At 37.9% G+C, this 19,083-nt stretch carries 19 protein-coding genes; 8 read left to right on the plus strand and 11 right to left on the minus strand.

Annotation, left to right across the window (positions count from 1 at the left end; all coding sequences use genetic code 11):
- Positions 1 to 216: 216 nt before the first annotated feature.
- Together XM47_RS16210 and XM47_RS16215 are read left to right on the plus strand one after the other, a co-directional pair.
- Positions 217 to 1,437 carry a DUF6786 family protein gene (locus XM47_RS16210; RefSeq protein WP_149865541.1) on the plus strand — a complete coding sequence of 407 codons (1,221 nt, stop codon included), beginning with the start codon at positions 217 to 219 and terminating at the stop codon, positions 1,435 to 1,437.
- A gap of 152 nt (positions 1,438 to 1,589) precedes the next feature.
- Complete coding sequence (locus XM47_RS16215; RefSeq protein WP_172656552.1) at positions 1,590 to 2,339, plus strand: substrate-binding periplasmic protein; 750 nt, start codon at positions 1,590 to 1,592, stop codon at positions 2,337 to 2,339.
- A gap of 69 nt (positions 2,340 to 2,408) precedes the next feature.
- Here XM47_RS16215 and XM47_RS16220 read toward each other — a convergent pair whose 3' ends face one another.
- The 4 genes from XM47_RS16220 to XM47_RS16235 all read right to left on the minus strand — a co-directional run bounded on the left by XM47_RS16220 (position 2,409) and on the right by XM47_RS16235 (position 7,074).
- A complete protein-coding gene (locus tag XM47_RS16220) occupies positions 2,409 to 2,795 on the minus strand; it encodes a tautomerase family protein (protein ID WP_048694893.1) in 387 nt (128 codons plus the stop codon).
- A gap of 30 nt (positions 2,796 to 2,825) precedes the next feature.
- Positions 2,826 to 3,443, minus strand: coding sequence for a MarC family protein (locus XM47_RS16225; protein ID WP_048694895.1), 618 nt, complete (start codon positions 3,441 to 3,443; stop codon positions 2,826 to 2,828).
- Positions 3,444 to 3,701: 258 nt separating this feature from the next.
- Positions 3,702 to 6,281: a DUF7133 domain-containing protein gene (locus XM47_RS16230; RefSeq protein WP_245623490.1), complete on the minus strand. Its 2,580-nt coding sequence runs from the start codon at positions 6,279 to 6,281 to the stop codon at positions 3,702 to 3,704.
- Between the two features lie 244 nt (positions 6,282 to 6,525).
- Positions 6,526 to 7,074, minus strand: a complete 549-nt coding sequence (locus tag XM47_RS16235) for a carboxymuconolactone decarboxylase family protein (protein WP_048694897.1) — start codon at positions 7,072 to 7,074, stop codon at positions 6,526 to 6,528.
- A gap of 234 nt (positions 7,075 to 7,308) precedes the next feature.
- Here XM47_RS16235 and XM47_RS16240 point away from each other — a divergent pair, with 234 nt between their 5' ends.
- Positions 7,309 to 7,893, plus strand: a complete 585-nt coding sequence (locus XM47_RS16240; protein WP_048694899.1) for a TetR/AcrR family transcriptional regulator — start codon at positions 7,309 to 7,311, stop codon at positions 7,891 to 7,893.
- Positions 7,894 to 7,915: 22 nt separating this feature from the next.
- On the opposite strand, the gene XM47_RS16245 is transcribed toward XM47_RS16240, so the two are convergent.
- Complete coding sequence (locus XM47_RS16245) at positions 7,916 to 8,290, minus strand: hypothetical protein (protein ID WP_048694903.1); 375 nt, start codon at positions 8,288 to 8,290, stop codon at positions 7,916 to 7,918.
- Between the two features lie 194 nt (positions 8,291 to 8,484).
- Between XM47_RS16245 and gloA the strand changes: the two genes are divergently transcribed.
- Together gloA and XM47_RS16255 are read left to right on the plus strand one after the other, a co-directional pair.
- Positions 8,485 to 8,865, plus strand: a complete 381-nt coding sequence (gene gloA / locus XM47_RS16250; protein ID WP_048694905.1) for a lactoylglutathione lyase — start codon at positions 8,485 to 8,487, stop codon at positions 8,863 to 8,865.
- Between the two features lie 327 nt (positions 8,866 to 9,192).
- Complete coding sequence (locus tag XM47_RS16255) at positions 9,193 to 10,401, plus strand: aldose epimerase family protein (protein ID WP_078061945.1); 1,209 nt, start codon at positions 9,193 to 9,195, stop codon at positions 10,399 to 10,401.
- Between the two features lie 102 nt (positions 10,402 to 10,503).
- Here XM47_RS16255 and XM47_RS16260 read toward each other — a convergent pair whose 3' ends face one another.
- The 4 genes from XM47_RS16260 to rsgA all read right to left on the minus strand — a co-directional run bounded on the left by XM47_RS16260 (position 10,504) and on the right by rsgA (position 14,135).
- Positions 10,504 to 11,205, minus strand: a complete 702-nt coding sequence (locus XM47_RS16260) for a glycerophosphodiester phosphodiesterase (RefSeq protein ID WP_048694907.1) — start codon at positions 11,203 to 11,205, stop codon at positions 10,504 to 10,506.
- Positions 11,206 to 11,218: 13 nt separating this feature from the next.
- Positions 11,219 to 12,100, minus strand: a complete 882-nt coding sequence (locus XM47_RS16265; RefSeq protein ID WP_048694909.1) for a DMT family transporter — start codon at positions 12,098 to 12,100, stop codon at positions 11,219 to 11,221.
- A 3-nt stretch (positions 12,101 to 12,103) separates the two neighbouring features.
- Positions 12,104 to 12,976 (minus strand): archaetidylserine decarboxylase, encoded by an 873-nt coding sequence (asd, locus tag XM47_RS16270; RefSeq protein WP_048694911.1) that lies wholly within the window; start codon positions 12,974 to 12,976, stop codon positions 12,104 to 12,106.
- A gap of 112 nt (positions 12,977 to 13,088) precedes the next feature.
- Positions 13,089 to 14,135, minus strand: coding sequence for a small ribosomal subunit biogenesis GTPase RsgA (rsgA, locus tag XM47_RS16275; protein WP_048694913.1), 1,047 nt, complete (start codon positions 14,133 to 14,135; stop codon positions 13,089 to 13,091).
- 135 nt (positions 14,136 to 14,270) lie between these two features.
- Here rsgA and orn point away from each other — a divergent pair, with 135 nt between their 5' ends.
- On the plus strand, positions 14,271 to 14,816 hold the full coding sequence (orn, locus tag XM47_RS16280) for an oligoribonuclease (RefSeq protein WP_048694914.1): 546 nt from the start codon (positions 14,271 to 14,273) through the stop codon (positions 14,814 to 14,816).
- Between the two features lie 55 nt (positions 14,817 to 14,871).
- The gene (locus XM47_RS16285; protein WP_048694916.1) at positions 14,872 to 15,792 is read left to right on the plus strand and encodes a TraB/GumN family protein; all 921 of its coding nucleotides are present in this window, start codon (positions 14,872 to 14,874) and stop codon (positions 15,790 to 15,792) included.
- Here the strand turns inward: XM47_RS16285 and XM47_RS16290 are convergent.
- Positions 15,776 to 16,459, minus strand: a complete 684-nt coding sequence (locus XM47_RS16290) for a CPBP family intramembrane glutamic endopeptidase (RefSeq protein WP_172656553.1) — start codon at positions 16,457 to 16,459, stop codon at positions 15,776 to 15,778. The two genes, XM47_RS16285 and XM47_RS16290, sit on opposite strands and share 17 nt — an antisense overlap.
- Positions 16,460 to 16,653: 194 nt before the next feature.
- A complete protein-coding gene (locus XM47_RS16295; RefSeq protein ID WP_048694920.1) occupies positions 16,654 to 17,103 on the minus strand; it encodes a YaiI/YqxD family protein in 450 nt (149 codons plus the stop codon).
- A 325-nt stretch (positions 17,104 to 17,428) separates the two neighbouring features.
- Between XM47_RS16295 and XM47_RS16300 the strand changes: the two genes are divergently transcribed.
- A complete protein-coding gene (locus tag XM47_RS16300; RefSeq protein ID WP_048694922.1) occupies positions 17,429 to 19,015 on the plus strand; it encodes an ABC-F family ATPase in 1,587 nt (528 codons plus the stop codon).
- The last annotated feature ends 68 nt before the right edge of the window (positions 19,016 to 19,083 follow it).

Consider the following 19,083-nt stretch of genomic DNA (forward strand, 5'->3'; position numbering starts at 1 on the left):
TAGCCACTTTCAAACGTTAAAACCAGATAGTTAGATAAAGAGTCAGCAGCTAACATTAAGCTACATTTATATTTAACTTTCATTAAAAGTATTTTCACAAACCCAAATTTAGCTAACAATATACATAAAACTGTTATCTAATCAACTTTGGTTTCTTTCTATTTAATGCCTAAAAATATTAAATGAAATAAACCCAAACTAATAATGAGACTTAAAATGAAACGACTTGTTAAAATAGCAAGCGCGACCCTTTGTGCTTTTCCTCTACTACAAGCTTGTACAGAATTAACAATAGAGCAGCCAAATATCATTGAAGCTGAACCTAACCAATTTAATGCAGATATTCGTTTACTCTCAAAGGCATTTAATCCTGTCGTTTTGTCAGATCAGCACAGACAAGTTATTGTTGTGCCTGAATTGCAAGGTAGAGTGATGACAGCGACAACAAATTCGAATCTAGGCGAAACTTTAGGTTGGTTTAATCGAGCGTATTTAAGCCAAAAACACTCGTCAAGAAGCACACCTATTGGTGGTGCAGATAGACTAATGTTTGGCCCTGAAACTGGAGAATTTTCACAGTTTTTTCAACCCGGAAAAGAACGAATCGTCGACAATTTATATGCCCAAGATGCGATTGTATTACAGCCCTACCAAGTCCTAGCTCAAACTAAAACACAGGTCACTGTTCAAGCCGACATTCAACTCATAAATAACTCAGGCACTCAGTTTGATTTCAATCTCAATCGCCGCATAAAATTATTTTCAAAAAATGAAATTGAACAGATGCTTGAAACTAAAGTTGGAAAATCTCTTGATTATGTAGGCTATGGCAGTGATACAAAAATCACCAACACAGGTCAAGCTTGGCGTAAAGAAACCGGCTTAGTATCACTTTGGCATTTGGGCGCTTTTAAGCCGAGTCAAAACACCACTGTGGTTATCCCAACCGAGGGTGAAGTAAAACAAGCAACAGCTTATTTTAACCAAATAAAACCTAGCCATACTCAAACAACCCAGACTCATGTTTTTTACAAGGCTGATGCAGAATACATGAATAAAACCGGCGTGCCGGTTGAAAATACTAAACCCGTTATGGGCGCATATGACGCACAAAGAAATCTACTCACAATAATCTTGTTTAATATCAGCTCGGATAAAAAGGCAAATTATGTCACTGCATCTTGGCTAGATTCAAGCGATGCTTATGCTGGCGAAATCGTCAATGTATTTAATGATGGTCCAGACGACTTTGGTCAGTATTTTGGGCCATTTTATGAAATGGAAACATCCTCTGCAGCGTTTGAGTTAGCGCATGGCGAGTCTCAAAGTCACTATCACTATACACTGCATTTTCAAGGTGATACTTCAGAGTTAAATGAGTTAGCAATCCAAATACTTGGGGTTTCAATTAAACAAATTGAACAGGTTTTTGAATAGATTGATTAAATAAGCCAGTGACGCAGCAGAGTTAAATACCGATTGCTCTCAATAAAATGCTTCAAGTAGGCTATTCTATTTATAACCAAGATAGATAATGACGAGACATGATCAATAAAATCTTCGCTCTAGTGTTATGTTCAAATTTATTGATGATAAATTTCAGCACTTGGGCTAAACCTGAGGTTAAGCTCAATTCACCAGAAATCATTTTGCAAGCAGATGAATGGTGTCCGTATAACTGTAAACCTAATTCCGCACTACCTGGCTTTATGGTAGAGATAGCCAAAGCAATTTTCGAGCCTCATGGCTACCAAGTAAAGTACCAAAAACTCAATTGGCCAAGGGCTCTTCACAACGCGAGAACAGGTAAAATTAACGGGGTAATTGGCGCACTTTATTCTGATGCGCCCGATTTTATTTTTCCGGAAAATAGCCAAGGTAGCGTAGTTAACGCTATTTGGGCTAGAAAAGACATTAACTTAAACTATAAATCAGTGGAAGATTTAAAGGGCTATACGCTGGGTGCAATTCGCAACTATTCCTATGGTATTGAGCTAGATAAATACATCAAAAGCAATCGACACTCGGCAGCTAAAATTCAGTTGATCTCGGGTGCTAATCCACTTGAAAGTAATCTTAAAAAGTTGCTCCATAATCGAATAGATCTCATTATCGAGGATAATGCGGTATTAAAATTCAGCTTACAAAATCGAGTAATAAAGCAACAGTTTAAACATATAGCTGACATCGCATCTGAGCCTATTTTCATTGCATTCTCCCCCGCAAGACCAGACTCAAAAAAATTAGCCAAGCTACTCAGTGATGGTATGAAAAATCTGAGATTATCCGGGGAGTTAGCAACAATTTTGCATAACTACAGTGTGCCAGACTGGCAATAAGTTAGCTAAAGCCAATATATTTAACCTGTGCTCAAGTTATTTAAATATTTGGGTAAATGTCCTCTTCTGTTAAACATTTACTTTATAGTTTAAATCCTGAACCTCATCACCAGTTATGCCACGAAAGCCCCAGCAATGTTTTGGCTGCTCTTTAATGGTTATCTCTATATCTATTGGCGAAATATTTAGCTCGGATTCAATGCTGGAGAACAAGGATTTAATCAATGCTTTCTTAGTTTCGATTTTTCGCCCTTCCATCATATTAATCTCAATCACTGTATAGCGATCGGAGCGGCCTGAGGGGTAATAAAAATCCTGTTTGTCCATAGGAATAAAACGATGCGCTCGCTTATCTTCGGGTAAACCTAATGCGCAATGCATAGAGTGTTGGATAACATCTGATAATTTAGCCTTGATTGGATTGAGTTCTTCCTTAATGCCGTAAACCAGTATCATGTTTCAATTTTCCTTAATTTGGTCAAAGTATTATTGAACCAGCTGAAAATACTGTTTGAGTCCACTCAAAATATTAGTCGTTGCAACAGCTGAAAGAATGAGTCCCATTACTCGGCTGACCACACTAGCGCCACTGGCGCCAATCACCTTAGTGATATGTCCAGAAATCAACATTAAGACATAAGTCACCAGTAAAACTATGCACATCACCAGAGCAGTTAAAGCTTGTTCGTATATACTGAAAATTGCATTTTCAGTTAATAAAACAGCCGCAAGTATCGCTCCAGGACTAGCAATTGAAGGAACTGCCAAAGGAAAAATTGCCGTATCTGTATGGTCGTCTCTTAAACTTTTAATCTCTTCCTCTGGTTTACTGTCACCAAAGATCATATTCAGCGCAAATAAAAATAAAACGATACCGCCAGATATTTGAAATGCTGAAAGTGGGATAGATAAGGCTTTTAATATAATTTCGCCAATCACCACAAAAAATAACAAAATACCAAGCGCAGCGACAGATGCGAGTAAGGCAATGCGACGTTTTGTTTTGGGGTCATATCCAGCTGTCACAGCGACAAATACAGGTACAGTTCCTATTGGGTCGATAACTGCAAAAAATGTAATAAAAACAGCTAAATAATCGATCATTTAATCAATACCATGCGTTAAAAACAAGAAACTATTGAACAGTCAGAGCCCCAGTGTAGTTGTTAACTTATTTAAAATAAACATCTATTTATTTTCTTTAATTAGTAAGTGTAAAATCGCTAGGAAAACCTATTTTTTAACCATAAAACAGGGTTTATTGCGATAAGTTAACCCACAAAATAAAAGCAAAAAGATAGCTAGAATACTCGCTATCAAAGTTATTTTTAGTTTCAGAGTGTCCGGCACGAGTGAATAAGATTAATCAACTGGGCTGGCAACAATATCCACTTCAGTAACAGACCAAGGCCGAACTGCACTACCATTAGTTAATACAAATCTCAGGTATTTGGCTTTATGTCCTAACGTTTGACTAATATAGTGACTTGCTGGTTTGATTTTACGATCAACAAGAGTCCAGTTTTGCCCATCAGATGAAAACTCTAGATCAAGTGATTTTGCGCAGTTCCATTCATACGGACGACAATCTACCAGTACTCGGCTTACTTGATACACCTGAGGTAACTCAAGTTGCAGCCACATACCAATTTTTTGCTTGGTTTTACTGTGCCAACGTCCCCTATCTAATTTACCATCGGCCAAAGCAGTAAAATTAGTTGGATTATGGCTCGCACTAAATCTCCATTCGTTTTTGTTGGATAGTGCTTGGCCATACAGGCTTTTTAATTCAGCAAACGTCCATGGCACTTTTCTTTTCTCTAACTGCCTAATTTGTGATATTTGCTCTGGAGTCACAGCTTCTGCTTGGTTACCAAAACTGTTGCGAATATAAGTTAGCGCATCTGCAATCCAAAGATCATCATTAGAAGCAAGCGACATCATAGTGCCGCCCAAATATGTCTCCCCTTCAATCTGACCAACTAAGCCTTGTAAAACGATTCTCCCTAAAATAGCAATATCACCGTTGATTCTTGGGTTATCAACAAATGAAGGGGCAATTAAACCTGTACTAGCCTGAACACCAGTCCCTTTTTCACCATGGCAATCTGCGCATAATGACTCAAAGTGCCGCTTACCCCTTAACATAGATTCAGCCAAAACTTGATTACCTTTTGCTATTTCTGCTTGGTCTTTCGCTGCTTTAACTCGATACTCCATAGTCAAGAGAATTGCTTGTATGCCAATGCTATTAGGGAATCGTGTTTTAGCAAGGTCGACTAGTTCGTTTCGGCTAACTTCATTCACTCCGACAAAATAAGCGGATAAGAGAATCTGTTGAGTTAGTTCAATATCCGCTTCTAAAAGCAAGGTTTGCCATAGTTTAACTAGACTCGTTTTATATTTACTAAAAACTTGCTCCGATATCCGTACCGCAGCCACCCGAAGATTTTCATCATTATCGTTAAAAGCATGCTTTAACAAGTTAATGTCAACAAAGCCCAACCCCTCTAAAGTCCATAATGCATGCAATCTTGCGAGTGCGTTTGGGTGGGTTTTAACCATAGAGACCAAATTAGGGATAACGGAATGATCTTGACTTAAAACCAATAATTTTTGCGCATTGATTCGCCACCACTGATTAGCATGAGCTAAATATTCAACCAGCTGGGTAGCCGATTTAGCGTATAGATTAGGTTGTTCACTCTGCTTCAATCCAGGTTTGGTCACCCGATAAATACGCCCACCACCAATAATTTTATCTAAACGATAAGCTTCAATGACGCTTCGCAAGTAAGAGTCTTTTTGAGTCCAATTCCCTTCTTGAATAATCCCTCGGTACATATCAACTAAATACAAAGTACCGTCTGGACCTGTTTCACTCCAAACTGGCCGAAATGAAGCGTCGGTTGATGCAATAAACTCTTTTTGTGCTGCTTGATAAGGATGCGAAATTATCGAATAGCCATTTTTACGGGTAATTTTGGCGCGGCGAACTAAATTGCCTACTGGTTCAGGCACTATATAGTCACCGTTTAATTCAGGTAATTTATCCCCTAAATAAACACTTTGTCCGGCAATGCCGGTGAAGTGATTTAGTGTGTTGTTATCACGTAGTCTTGATTTGCCTCCTTGAACATCAGGAGTCATTTCTATTGGAAATACCTCTTTAAAGCCTGCTGCCAATTCATCTGCAATTGGAATAGCCCCATAAACACTTGGAAACTGGAAATTGAACGCAGGCTTTTCACCACCCGCAGCAGAATAGTACAAACGCCCGACAGCATCTTGGCCTAAACCCCACTGACCGCCGCCATAATGAATGTCTTGAGCAATCACTTTATCTTTAAGAACTTTGTAACGTTTATTGGTGTAGGTGACGTATAACCAATTGTCTATACCCCAAATTAAGCCACTGGGTTGGTGTTCTAAGTTACCGCCTCTTTTTCCACCTTGATATACTGTGGTTCGCTTATCTGAGACCCCATCACCGTTGGTATCTTCCAACAATAATAGATCCAAAGTGTTGGTTTCTCTGGCTAAAATTTTGCCATCTTGCAAAGGTAAAATCATCCGAGGCAATACTAACTTATCGGCAAAAATACTCGCTTTATCCATGACGCCGTCGTTATTCGTATCCTCTAACCTTTTTATCCGACTGACTGGTTTCATTTGTCCAGTACCATCAAGATCTTGCATATAGGTCAGCATTTCAGCAACGTACATTCTGCCTTTACCATCAAAACTCAATAGCACAGGCTCTTCAACCATAGGTTCATGGGCCACCAATTCCATTGTATAACCATCTTGTAATTGCATACTGGCTAAAGAAGCTTGGGGTGAAAGCGGCTTAATTGGCACTTCTGCATATACTAAATTTTGAGCCATTAAGCTAACCCAAGTAGAAATTAACATGCTGGCTTTTATTGTTGTTGTAAACACTTTTGCTCCCATTGTGTGAAATTTCATTGCTGTGAAGAAGAGTCAGTATTAAACAAAAATTGATACCCGAATAAGATAATGACAGATTAAAACTAGGCTTAAGCGCAAAACTAGTTTGATTATGGGCAATGGAAGGAATTTAGCGAATAGGATAATAAGTTATCTAAAACATGGTAATAATTAACAAAATTTAGTGAGTATTAATTTTTATCAGGCTTACTCTATTGAATAAGCCTGAATCGAGTTATTTACTCCAAGCAAACTGCTCAAACATAGGGTCTACCGGTGTTTTAGCAAGGTGGTTTACATAATTGCTAATCACCTTTTGCGACACACCTAAGATCACTTCCATCACTTGTTGTTGGCCGTAACCAGCAGCAAAAAAAGCATCAAGTTGTGCTTCTGGTACATTACCGCGTTCACGCACCACAGCTAAAGTAAAATCATGCAAAGCCTGTAACTTAGCCGTTGGCATAGCTTGTTGGTTTCTTAAAGCTTCAGTTAATGCAGGGTCAACCTCCATTAAATTTGCGATTGCTGTATGCGCAGGAACACAGTAAGTACACTCGTGTTCAACATTAATTGTTTGCCATACTAAGGTTAGTTCTTCTTTATTAAATGAAGTCTCTGTAAAAAGCTTATGCAATTCTTGGTAGGCCTTTAAAGTTTCTGGTGATGCCGCCATTACCGCATATAAACCAGGCACACAACCCATTTGCTTTATTGCGCCTTCAAGCATAGGTTTGCTTGCCTCTGGTGCGGTTTCTACTGTATGGAATTTAAACTCGTTCATATCATGCTCCCAATTCTTCAATCACTCAAAAAATAAACAGAGGAAATCTGCTTCCTCTATTAGTGAAGCAAACTATAGAAGATAATGAACGATCGTTCAACATATATTTGAACGACTGCTCAAATTAATTATTCAACTGAGGTGAAAATACACTGCTACAAGCTTTTTCTTTACCCTTAGCTATTTAAAAACTATAATTGAACGCTAGTTCAAATCTAGATTTAGGAAAATATAATGGCAAAAGCAGCTAAATACGATCGCCAAAATGTCATAGACAAAGCAACCAATTTGTATTGGAAAAAGGGGTTTCACGCTACGTCTATGCGCAATTTACAAGACGAAATAGATATGCGACCTGGTAGTATTTATGCAGCTTTTGGTAACAAAGATGGGCTATTTAAACAAGCATTAAGGCACTATACAGATATAGGGCTAACTCAAATTCAACAACTAAAGCAAGTACACGACTCGCCTATGGCTGTATTGATAGCATTCGTCAAAGCCCAAGTAATCGAAAGCCAAGATACAGCGCCTAGCGGAATGTGTATGCTCGCGAAAACCATTGGTGAGTTAACCGAAGAAAACCAAGATTTAATCGATACAACTAAATCGCATTTAGCTGAAATTTCAGCTGAATTTGTAAAACTAATTGAAGCTGCGCAGGCATTAGGTGAGGTTGATAAACATAAAAATGCACAAGACTTAGCTATCCATGTACAAATTCAAATTGCGGGCTTACGTACCTTTGCCAAAATCAACAATGATACAAATCTGCTAAACAACAAAGTTGACGATATCTTCAGCCACTACCCGTTTTAAAAAGTCGGGAAAGTTACGGCTTTTATTTAGACATCAGTCCTAAAGAAACAATTATAGCTCCGCAGCTTATTGCGATTAAGCCAAAATAACGGAAATTTTTTCCAATTTTAGCGACCAATAATGCAAAGCGTTTATGACGATTAGAACCAATTGCAACTAGAAATAAACTAACAAAACAGAGCAAACCGCCAAGAGAATTAACAAACAAAGGGTAAGCGGTTTTGTCTGAAAATAAAATAAAAAATACACCAAGAATGAATCGGCTCACTATCTCAAATAAATGAAACCATTTTCTCTCGCCAAACCAAATAATACCATTTGAAAACCGGATAGGCTGGGCACACATATAGCATCCAAAGCCAAGCATAACGGTGCCAAAAGCAAGTAATAAGAACATCTTGTAATTAGTCCCTTTTAATATTTCTAGTGGTAGCTAAATAAGGCCTCAAGGGTTAGATTGCGCCATTGTTTTTCTCATTAACCATTACTCTAGATAAGAAATCAGCTAATTTATATCATAGCTTCTATCCAATAACATTTACTGATATAAAATAAGCTATCCATACATTCAAAACACTTTAAGGATTCACCATGCGTTTTTTACACACTATGTTAAGAGTTGGAGATTTAGACAGATCAATTGCCTTTTATACCCAAGTATTAGGCATGGAATTATTACGTCAACACGATAATGAAGAATATAAATACACGCTCGCTTTTGTTGGTTACCCAAATGATGAAAGTGGTGCAGAGATTGAGCTAACTTATAATTGGGGTGTGGAAAACTATGATTTAGGTAATGCTTTTGGTCATATAGCGCTTGGTGTCTCAGATATTTATCAGACCTGCGAACAAATTAAACAAAATGGCGGGATAATTTCACGTGAGGCTGGCCCAGTAAAAGGTGGTACAACTTTAATTGCTTTCGTCAAAGATCCAGACGGCTACGCCATTGAGTTAATCCAAAAGTAGTGTATGTCCTGCCTATGGAGGCGATAACCTCGTCTCTCTTCTTAAATTATTAGCCCTTCTCTCCCAGTTACCACACAAGCAAAAAATAACTATGCTGTATATCTCACGTCGCGATCAAAAAGCGTTTAATTAGAACAAAATATGTACAGAAAACGTCAATACACCTTAGCAATACTTACAAAAAATCAAAAATAAAAGCCCAAAATCATAAAATATAATTAACCCTTGCCAATAAAATCATTTAAATAATACAAATATTCTATTAGTATTAGTAATACTTTATAGAGGATAATCTAACATCTATCCAAAAAACATAGGAAATCGTTTATGTTAAGTATTAAAAATAGTTTGGTACTTTCGGCCAATACAGCCTTAGTCGTAGCTGCTTTAACCGCTTGCGGCCAAAAAGGTCTAGAGACGAGTGCAGTTGACACAGCTAAAGCACAAACTCAAAGTGTTAAAATATCCACTGAAGTTTGGGGTGAAGCAGAAGGCAAAACTATTAATCAATATACGCTGATGAATGCTCAAGGTATGACGGTAAAACTGACAAACTGGGGTGCCGGTGTAACCTCAATTAAAGTAGCAGATAGAGATGGTAAAATTGAAGATGTAGTGCTCGGTTATGACAGCTGGTTAGAATATTATGATGATTGTTGCTACACAGGTCCTATAGTTGGTCGTTTTGGTAACCGAATTGGCAAAGGTCAATTCACAATTGATGGTGTCGAATATCAAGTGACTCGCAATAATGGCGGAGCAAATAATGACGTTAACCAACTTCATGGAGGAAAAAAAGGCCTTCATAAAAGAGCTTGGGACAGTCGTGTTATAAACAATGGCGTTGAAATGAGCTATTTATCTATTGATGGCGAAGAGGGTTATCCTGGTAATCTAAATATAAAAGTCACTTACACTTTAAATAATGACAATGAGCTGCGCCTTGATTACCAAGCAACGACAGATAAAAAGACCCCAGTAAACCTGACTTTACACGCTTATTTTAATCTTTCTGGCGACAATAAAAGAGATATCGAAGGTCAAGTACTCACAATAAAAGCAGATAAGACCACTCCGATAGATAATTTACTAATACCAACAGGTGAGCTAGCAAGTGTTGAAGGGACTATTTTTGATTTCAGAACAGCAAAAGCGATTGGTCAAGATATTCGAGTCAAAAACACACAGTTAAGTTATGGCGGTGGCATGGACACAGAATACGGTGGCTACGATCACAACTGGGTATTCAGTGATTGGGATAAAAGCTTAAAACACCAAGCCACTTTATATGATCCGATTAGTGGACGTTACATGGATATCATCACCCAAGAGCCTGCAATTCAGTTTTATTCAGGTAATTTTATGGATGGCAGTGTAAAAGGCAGAAATGGCAAACCAATCAAGTTTAGAGCTGGTTTGGCACTAGAGCCTCAACATTTTCCTGACTCGCCAAACCACAAACATTTTCCGAACACAATTTTAGCCCCAGGTGAAACTTACACAACCAGCTCAATTTATAAATTTGGGGTTAAGTAAACTCAGTTTTAATCTAATTTAAAACAAGTAATTATAGAACAAAGCCATAGTTGGCTTTGTTCGCTTTTTCTTTAGCTTAGTAGCTCGGTTCCCTTATCCTATCTACTTTTCAACGCTAGATAAATAATCTAATGCCCTATTAGGATAATCGGTAAAAATTCCATCAACGCCCATTTCTAACATTAGCTGAATATCTTCGACATAATTAACAGTATAAACGTAAACTTTTAAGCCACGTTTATGGCTATCGTCCACAAACTCAGGAGTAATAAAATCTCGATTCAAATGAATTGTTTTCGCCTGTACTTGTTCAGCAAACGCTGCGTAATCCAGTGGAATATTCGCTGTTAAGGCGCCTAATGGAAATTCAGGAGCTAGCTCTCCCACCCGCTTCAGCGCAGGTAAATTGAAAGATGAGATAATGAGTTGTTCTGCTTTAAAACCAAATTCATTGACCGCTTTCTTAGCGACTGCAACGACAACCTCTTCGGCATTATGTGCTTTAATTTCAATATTAACTAAACATTGGCCAGCAACAAGCTTTAATACTTGCTCCAGACTCGGTATTTTTTGGCCATCGCCCGCATCTAAAGTTAGGCAATAGTCCAAGCTAACCTGATCTAAACGCCCCATGCCTGTTGTTGTGCCCTGAAGCCAGTTATTATGAATAACCATGGCGACACCTTCAATAACCTGGACATCTAACTCTATGCCATCTACTTTATCTGCAAGCGCTAATGAAAATGCAGATAACGTATTTTCGGGTGCCACGCCACTTGAGCCCCGATGAGCAAAAACTAGCATACTTGATTCCTAATTAACTCTTGTGTGCAGTTAAGGTCTCATAAACAGCCGCTGAAACCACTAATGCACCACCTATCAAAGTTTGTGTATTTGGGTACTCAGCCCAAAAATACACAGCAAATGCAGTTCCATAGCAAGGCGATAAACACGAGACTAAACTCATGGTTTTAGCCTTAATATGGCGCAACCCATTAACCACTAAACTATGTGGTAAAGCAGTAAAAAAAGCACCTAGCACTAACAGCCACAGCCAAGTTGAACTGTCTAAGCCTTGAGTATAGCCGTCTATTTCAAAAGGCAATAATACTGCGGCAATCACGATTGACTGATACATCATATTTTTAGTACCAGAGTAATGAGAAAACACTCTTCGGTTCATCACGTTACGCGCAGCAAAAAATACGGCAGACAAAACACCGAGTAAAATACCTATGGTGAAATCGCTTTCGAGATCTAGATCGGGTACCAATAAGACAATACCTGTCATCACTAACCCTGCTGTTAATAAATCTTTTAATTCAGGTTTTTGCTTATTCAGCAAAGGTTCAAACAAGACAATTAAAACTGGGTAGGTATAAAGCGCTATCATACCTGTTGCTATAGTCGACATTTGCATCGCAAAAAAGTAAGTCACCCAATGCAATGCCATTAGCACGCCAAGAATAATACTATTGCGATAATCTCGCGCATTTTTAAGCTTTAGATTTCCCTCTGTCATTTTAACTATCATGAGTAAAACGATCGCAGCAACAACTGCTCTACCAAAGGAAATTTCTGCGCCAGAAAGTGGAATTAGTTTAGAAAATTGAGCAGTACCGCCTAGCAGTAACACGCCCAAATGGACTTGCAGCAGAGCCATTTTTTGCTCTGCTTGAGTTGAAATGTGATTAGGCATAAATTATTGGCAACGAGTCCCCATTAATTCACCTAATCTAACTTTGGTTCCTGCAACGTGAGATTCGACAAACTCAACTTGATTGTTTTCAAACACACAAACAACGGTTGAGCCTAATTTAAATCGTCCCATCTCTTCACCTTTTTTAATGACGATTCGCTCTGGTGAATTCTCATCTGTTTTATAATGCCAAGTGAATGAGCGCTTACTTCTTGGTGGCGTAATATTACCAGCCCAGACAGTTTCTATGCTTGCAACTATCATAGCGCCAACCAACACCATGGCCATTTCACCAAACTCGGTATCAAAGAAACAAACCAATCTTTCGTTTCGTGCAAATAAACCAGGTACATTTCGAGTAGTAGCTTGATTCACAGAAAAAAGTTTACCCGGCACATAAATCATTTTTTTAAGTACACCATCGCACGGCATGTGTAATCTATGATAGTCACTTGGAGACAAGTAAATTGTTGAAAATAAACCGTCTTGGTAAGGTTTAGCATTTTCCGCATCGCCGCCAAGTAGGGTTGTTAAACTATAATCATGTCCCTTAGCCTGAAAAACAGAATCACCTGTAATCGGCATAGCTTGACTAACTTCACCGTCAACTGGGCTAACTATTGCATTTTCTGTACTGTCTATTGGTCTAGCTTCTTGTTTTAGTGCTCGTGTGAAAAAGTCATTAAACGATTTAAATTCAGAAAATTTATCTGCTTGATAGTCATCTAACGAAATATTAAACGCATTGGCAAAGATTCGAATAAACGTTTGGCTAATCCAAGGGGCTTTACTAGCAGCTAAAAAGCCAACTAAACGGGAAAGACCATGTTGAGGCGTGCAATACTGTAATGCTATTTTAAATTTTTCTAAAAGCACAAAAAATCCTTAGTGATGAAAATTATATCCGCGGCATCAGGCTTGTCAGATTTAACCCTGTTATTGTTAATTAAATCTGACACAGCATAAAAACGCTTGAAATAAGTTAAGCTTATTTGCTGATGTCTATTTTATGGGCTGGTTTATCGGATGCAACAGATTCTAGAATTTTATGATAATTTTCTAATCTTTCTGCTTTTATTTTACCCGCTTGAACCGCAGCTTTTAATGCACAGCCGGGATCGTTTAAGTGTTTGCAATCTCGAAACTTACATTCGTGCCTATATTGCTCAAATTCAATAAAACCATCAAATATCACTTCTGGGGCTAAGTGCCACAGCGCAAATTCACGAATACCAGGAGAATCGATTAAATCACCGCCAGAAGCTAAATGATACAGCCTAGCAACTGTGGTGGTATGCATGCCTAATCCAGAAACATCTGAAACATCTCCAATTAAAATTTCAGCATCAGGTAAAAGTTGATTTACCAAAGATGATTTACCAACACCAGATTGGCCAACCAGAATTGAAGTCTTGCCTTTTAATAACTCAGCAAGCTGAGTAGTGCCCTGCTTTTGCTTAACACTAAGCCAGTGTACTTGATAACCAATTTCGCGATAGTAGTCTAACTGGCCATCTATCTTGAGCCGCTCAAACTCATCAATGAGATCCGATTTATTAATCACAATTATTGGTTCAGCGCCCATTTGCTCAATCGCAACTAGGTACCTATCAATTATTTGAAAAGATAACTCAGGTAAAATGGAGGATAAAACTATAATTTGATCGATATTAGCTGCGACTGATTTAACACCATCGTAAAAATCTGGACGCGTTAATACTGAATTTCGCTCTTCAACGGCCTCAATAACACCATGATTTCCAGATTCTGTTAAATTAGCGCGCCAAATTACTCGATCACCAGCTACAATAGAAGAGACAGTTCGACGTAAATCACAACGCAACAGCTCACCTTGATCGTTTTCAATGTCAGCGTGTTGGCCAAAACGGCTTATAACAAGGCCTTTTTGTGGTTCACCTAACAAACTTTCGTCACTAACTTGTGCTTTGTTTGGTTCTGTTTGGCTGATTTTTTTGGTACGATTAGCCTGTAATCGTCTAAGTTGTTGTTTACTTAATTTCTTTTTTTTTGCCACAGTGCTACTTTTAATAAATAATAAATGTAATGATAGACAGATTAAGCGCAACTTTACATGATTTTAAAGTTGCAGCAATGAATACTTTCTTATTTCATATATAGAGATGAAAGCATCGTAGTTTAGGAACACTATATGTCATTTAGCGAAAAAAATCTTATTTGGCTAGATTTAGAAATGACTGGTCTAGAACCAGCCACAGATAAAATCTTGGAAATAGCCACAATAGTCACAGACAGCGAGCTTAATATTCTTGCTGAAGGTCCTGTATTTGCAATACATCAGCCTGACGATGTCCTAGACAATATGGATGAATGGTGCGTTAACCAACATGGTAAGTCGGGTTTAACCCAAAGATGTAAAGACAGTAAAATTGATTTAAAAACTGCCTCAGACAAAACCATAGAATTTTTAAGCAAATACGTTCCACCTGGTAAATCGCCTATGTGTGGTAACAGTATTAGCCAAGACAGACGTTTTATGTATCTACATATGGTTGAGTTAGAAGCTTACTTCCATTACAGAAATTTAGATGTCAGTACAATCAAAGAATTAGCGCGTCGCTGGAGACCTGAGTTAGTCACTGACTATAAAAAGAAAGGTGTTCATTTAGCGCTTGAAGACATTCATGAATCTATCGAAGAATTAGCTCGCTATAAAGAGTCTTTCTTTAAATTATAAAATTCGATTCATTCTTTTTAAAACCACTTAGTACTCGCTATTAAGTGGTTTTTTATTGCCTGCGATAAAATACCAAATGCAAAAATACCTAACCCAATTTTTTATTTTCCTATTTTTATGCTTAAAGCTGCAATTCGCTTTTGCTCAGCCTGCAATTTGGCAATTAGAACATAAAAATAAAACGTCCTTTTTATTCGGCACAATTCACGCTAGCCAAGCCGACATGTTAGCGGCAACCCAAGGCATTTTAGAACAACTCCCCCAAGTAGATACCTTGGTGACAGAAATTAATTTAAGCCAGACAAAGCCTGCCGAAATTAATCAACTAATTTTAAAAATTGCCCATTTAGCTAAACCCAAGTCTCTGTCTAATCTTTTAAATTCTAATCAACATAATCAGCTAAATAATAAACTTAAAACATGGCAATTGAATATTGCATCATTTGATAGCTTAAAACCTTGGTTTGTCGCGCTTCAGTTAAGTGTACTGCAAGCCTCTAATAGCGGATATGATTTTCAGCAGTCGATTGATTTATACGTTACGAATTGGGCCAGTAAAAATGATATAAGCACCTTAGGATTAGAAACCTTTCAGCAGCAACTAGAAATATTCGATCAACAAGCAGATTATGGCATTGAAATGCTCATGGAGACTTTAGTTCAATTAGACAATAAAGATTACCAAATAGCTAATATCGCAGATATGTGGCGTAATGGGGATTTGGCAGGCTTAGAACAAATTTTAATTGCAGCTAATCAAGCGCAAAAAAATCAGTTTGTGCAACAGGAGCTACTAAGCAAAAGAAACAAAGCTTGGATAAAAAAATTAAAGCCCATGCTGTCAAATCAAACCAATTTAATCGCAGTTGGACTCATGCACATGGTGGGTAAAGATAATCTGCTTCAATTACTAACGCAAAACCAGATAAAAGTGTCTCGCCTAAACGACTTTAATGTGGCTAGTACGGATAAGTAAAACACAAAAAGTGAATTAAATTAAAGCCAAAGTGCATTAAAATAGGCACCTTAATATTGTTCGTGCCTAGATAATAATAACCGTAGCTACCCCCAAGTAAGCTCGCAATACCAACATAAAGCCAACCTGCCGGATAATGTACTAAACCAAAGATTAAAGCCGTTGCAATGATTGAATAGATACTCGCATATTGATATTGGTATCGGCCTAAAATATTGCTAATTTGGGTTTGAATAAAGCCTCTAAAAAACACCTCTTCCGCGACGCAGGTAATGAGCAAATTACAAATGATCCAAGGAATTAATATGCTTGGTAACTTGAGATCTAATTGGACTAATTCAAAAACCCATGCAATCGAGAACCCTAGGATACAAGTGAAAGAAAAACCCAATAAGAGCTTGGGGACATAAGCAGAGTTCAACGCGTTAGACATAGGCACTAGAGCAAGTAATAGCACTGCAATCCAGAGTTTGTCGTAATTTAAATATAACTGATAAGGTGTGCTACTTGAGCCCAAATTTGTGGCCTCTAGCAATAACGGATTATTAAACCCAGGCACTAAATGCAACATAAAAGCAGTACAAATCACAACCAATAAGCACCCTAGTCCGCTTTTTATTGAAGCTTGCTCAGCTCGATTAAAATAATCAATGACAAAGTAAGCCAAGATAATTCCAATCCCAGCGCTCAAACTGAAACAAGAAAAAACAAGGCCAAACACAAAACTCAACCCCATTAATCCGAGCCTTAGCTTAACTAAGATCCTAGTATCGAGTAGCAATATCAAAGCTAATGGCAATAAGGTCAAAAATTGCGGTAGCGAAATAAGTAGTTCTAAATTAGAAAACGGCGTAAACACAGTTAGCCTAGTTGTTTGGTTAAAATTCTGTCTAAATTATCGCCAAATTGTTTTTTATCATTCGCATTTAACGCGGCTGGGCCACCAGTTTGAATCCCACTTGAACGCATGGTTTCCATAAAGTCACGTATATTTAATCGAGATTTTATATTTTCTTTAGTAAATAATTCTCCGCGAGGGCTCAACACTTGTGCACCTTTAGTGATTAATTCATCCGCTAATGGAATATCACTGGTAATCACTAGATCATTTGGTTCACAAGCTTGGACAATATAATTGTCTGCAACATCAAACCCAGATTCAACACGAATAAACTTAATAAAAGGCGATGGCGGAGTTTTTATCATATGATTTGCCACCAATTTTAATTCTAATTTGGTTCTATTCGCTGCCCTAAATAAAATCTCTTTAATTACAACCGGACAAGCATCAGCATCTACCCAAATTTTCATATATTAAGCCCCTATTTTTTAGTTGGCGCAAGCCTAACGAATTTCTCAACTGGACTCAATTAATATCCACATTAGATTAAATAACCTGCTTTGATTACTTGCAATTTAATCATGGCAAACCGTTGTCGAATGTGGGGGAGATCATCGCATCAGGTTAGATAATTTAGGGCACAATTTTCGCTGAGACAAAAAAGAAATATATCCCGCCCCATTAATCCAATCCATTTGGATTTTTATTTCTGCTTTAGACTGACTAATGATTCAATAAAGCGTAAACTACGCACAATTTTTTCAGCTAAAATTTTTATCTTGATAGGAACATACTTTGTTAATCGCAAATAATATTACCCAACAGTTTGGCGCAAAACCCCTTTTCGAAAACGTATCGCAGAAATTTGGCGGTGGTAACCGTTATGGTCTAATTGGTGCGAATGGTTGTGGTAAATCAACCTTCATGAAAATTTTAGGTGGCGATTTAGACCAAACATCAGGAAACGTTAGCTTAGACCCAGGCGAACGTTTAGGTAAACTACGTCAAGATCAATTTGCATTTGAAGAGTACAGCGTGATTGATACCGTGGTTATGGGCCATGACGAATTATGGAAAATCAAAGAAGAGCGTGACCGCATTTATGCTATGGCTGAAATGAGCGAAGACGATGGTATGCGTGTAGCCGATTTAGAAACTGAATATGCTGAAATGGATGGTTATAGTGCTGAGAGCCGCGCTGGAGAACTATTAATAGGTGTGGGTATTGATGTTTCACTGCATTACGGTCCAATGTCTGAAGTTGCGCCTGGTTTCAAGCTAAGAGTATTACTGGCACAAGCACTTTTCTCAGACCCTGATATTTTATTACTGGATGAGCCAACCAATAACTTGGATATCAATACGATCCGCTGGTTAGAGCAAACGCTTAATGAACGTGAATCAACCATGATCATCATTTCGCATGACAGACACTTCTTAAACAGTGTTTGTACTCATATGGCCGATTTAGACTACGGCGAATTACGTGTATACCCAGGAAATTATGATGAGTACATGCTAGCTTCAACCCAAGCCCGCGCCCAGTTAATGGCTGACAATGCGAAGAAAAAAGCACAAATATCTGAGTTAAAAGACTTCGTTGCCCGCTTCTCTGCAAACGCTTCTAAAGCTAAACAAGCAACATCTCGTGCAAAACAAATTGATAAGATTCAATTATCAGAAGTTAAAGCTTCAAGCCGTGTTAATCCATTCATTAACTTTGAACAAGACAAGCAGCTGTTTCGTAACGCTCTAGAAATAGAGAATTTAAAGAAAAGTTTTGATGACACACCTATTTTAAAAGACATTTCGTTACTGGCTGAAGTTGGCGAAAAAATTGCTGTAATAGGTCAAAATGGTATAGGTAAAACGACTTTTTTACGTGCTTTAACCAACGAAATAGAAGCAGATTCAGGCATGATAAAATGGTCTGAAAACGTCAACATAGGCTACTATGCACAAGATCATGCACATGAATTTGAACAAGACTTATCTTTATTTGAGTGGATGAGCCAGTGGCGCCAACCGGGTGATGACGACCAAGTAGTTCGTAGTTACTTAGGCCGTTTATTATTCTCACAAGATGAAATCAAAAAGTCTGTAAAAGTATGCTCTGGTGGTGAACAAGGTCGATTATTGTTTGGCAAAATAATGATGCAAAAGCCAAACATTTTAATTATGGATGAACCAACTAACCACTTAGATATGGAATCAATTGAATCATTAAACATGGCCCTTGAAAAATACGAAGGCACTCTAATCTTCGTCAGCCATGACAGAGAGTTTGTTTCTAGTTTAGCTTCAAGAGTCATTGAATTAACCGAAACGGGTTATAATGATTTTGCTGGTAGCTACGAAGAGTATTTAGCTAGCCAAGCTTAATTTATAACTCAAGCCGTAAAATATAAAACCTGTCCATTTTTATCGACAGGTTTTTTTATGCCTGCTGC

The organism is Catenovulum maritimum, from assembly GCF_001050375.1.
Classification (GTDB): Bacteria; Pseudomonadota; Gammaproteobacteria; order Enterobacterales; family Alteromonadaceae; genus Catenovulum; species Catenovulum maritimum.

What these genes read in the sequence shown, in the direction of transcription:
- gloA (WP_048694905.1), top strand. Translation starts at nt 8,485, where the DNA reads ATGCGTTTTTTACACACTATGTTAAGAGTTGGAGATTTAGACAGATCA.
- XM47_RS16265 (WP_048694909.1), bottom strand. Translation starts at nt 12,100, where the DNA reads ATGCCTAATCACATTTCAACTCAAGCAGAGCAAAAAATGGCTCTGCTG.
- XM47_RS16295 (WP_048694920.1), bottom strand. Translation starts at nt 17,103, where the DNA reads ATGAAAATTTGGGTAGATGCTGATGCTTGTCCGGTTGTAATTAAAGAG.
- XM47_RS16220 (WP_048694893.1), bottom strand. Translation starts at nt 2,795, where the DNA reads ATGATACTGGTTTACGGCATTAAGGAAGAACTCAATCCAATCAAGGCT.
- XM47_RS16260 (WP_048694907.1), bottom strand. Translation starts at nt 11,205, where the DNA reads ATGCTAGTTTTTGCTCATCGGGGCTCAAGTGGCGTGGCACCCGAAAAT.
- XM47_RS16210 (WP_149865541.1), top strand. Translation starts at nt 217, where the DNA reads ATGAAACGACTTGTTAAAATAGCAAGCGCGACCCTTTGTGCTTTTCCT.
- XM47_RS16235 (WP_048694897.1), bottom strand. Translation starts at nt 7,074, where the DNA reads ATGAACGAGTTTAAATTCCATACAGTAGAAACCGCACCAGAGGCAAGC.
- orn (WP_048694914.1), top strand. Translation starts at nt 14,271, where the DNA reads ATGTCATTTAGCGAAAAAAATCTTATTTGGCTAGATTTAGAAATGACT.
- XM47_RS16245 (WP_048694903.1), bottom strand. Translation starts at nt 8,290, where the DNA reads ATGTTCTTATTACTTGCTTTTGGCACCGTTATGCTTGGCTTTGGATGC.
- XM47_RS16225 (WP_048694895.1), bottom strand. Translation starts at nt 3,443, where the DNA reads ATGATCGATTATTTAGCTGTTTTTATTACATTTTTTGCAGTTATCGAC.
- XM47_RS16240 (WP_048694899.1), top strand. Translation starts at nt 7,309, where the DNA reads ATGGCAAAAGCAGCTAAATACGATCGCCAAAATGTCATAGACAAAGCA.
- XM47_RS16255 (WP_078061945.1), top strand. Translation starts at nt 9,193, where the DNA reads ATGTTAAGTATTAAAAATAGTTTGGTACTTTCGGCCAATACAGCCTTA.
- XM47_RS16215 (WP_172656552.1), top strand. Translation starts at nt 1,590, where the DNA reads ATGATAAATTTCAGCACTTGGGCTAAACCTGAGGTTAAGCTCAATTCA.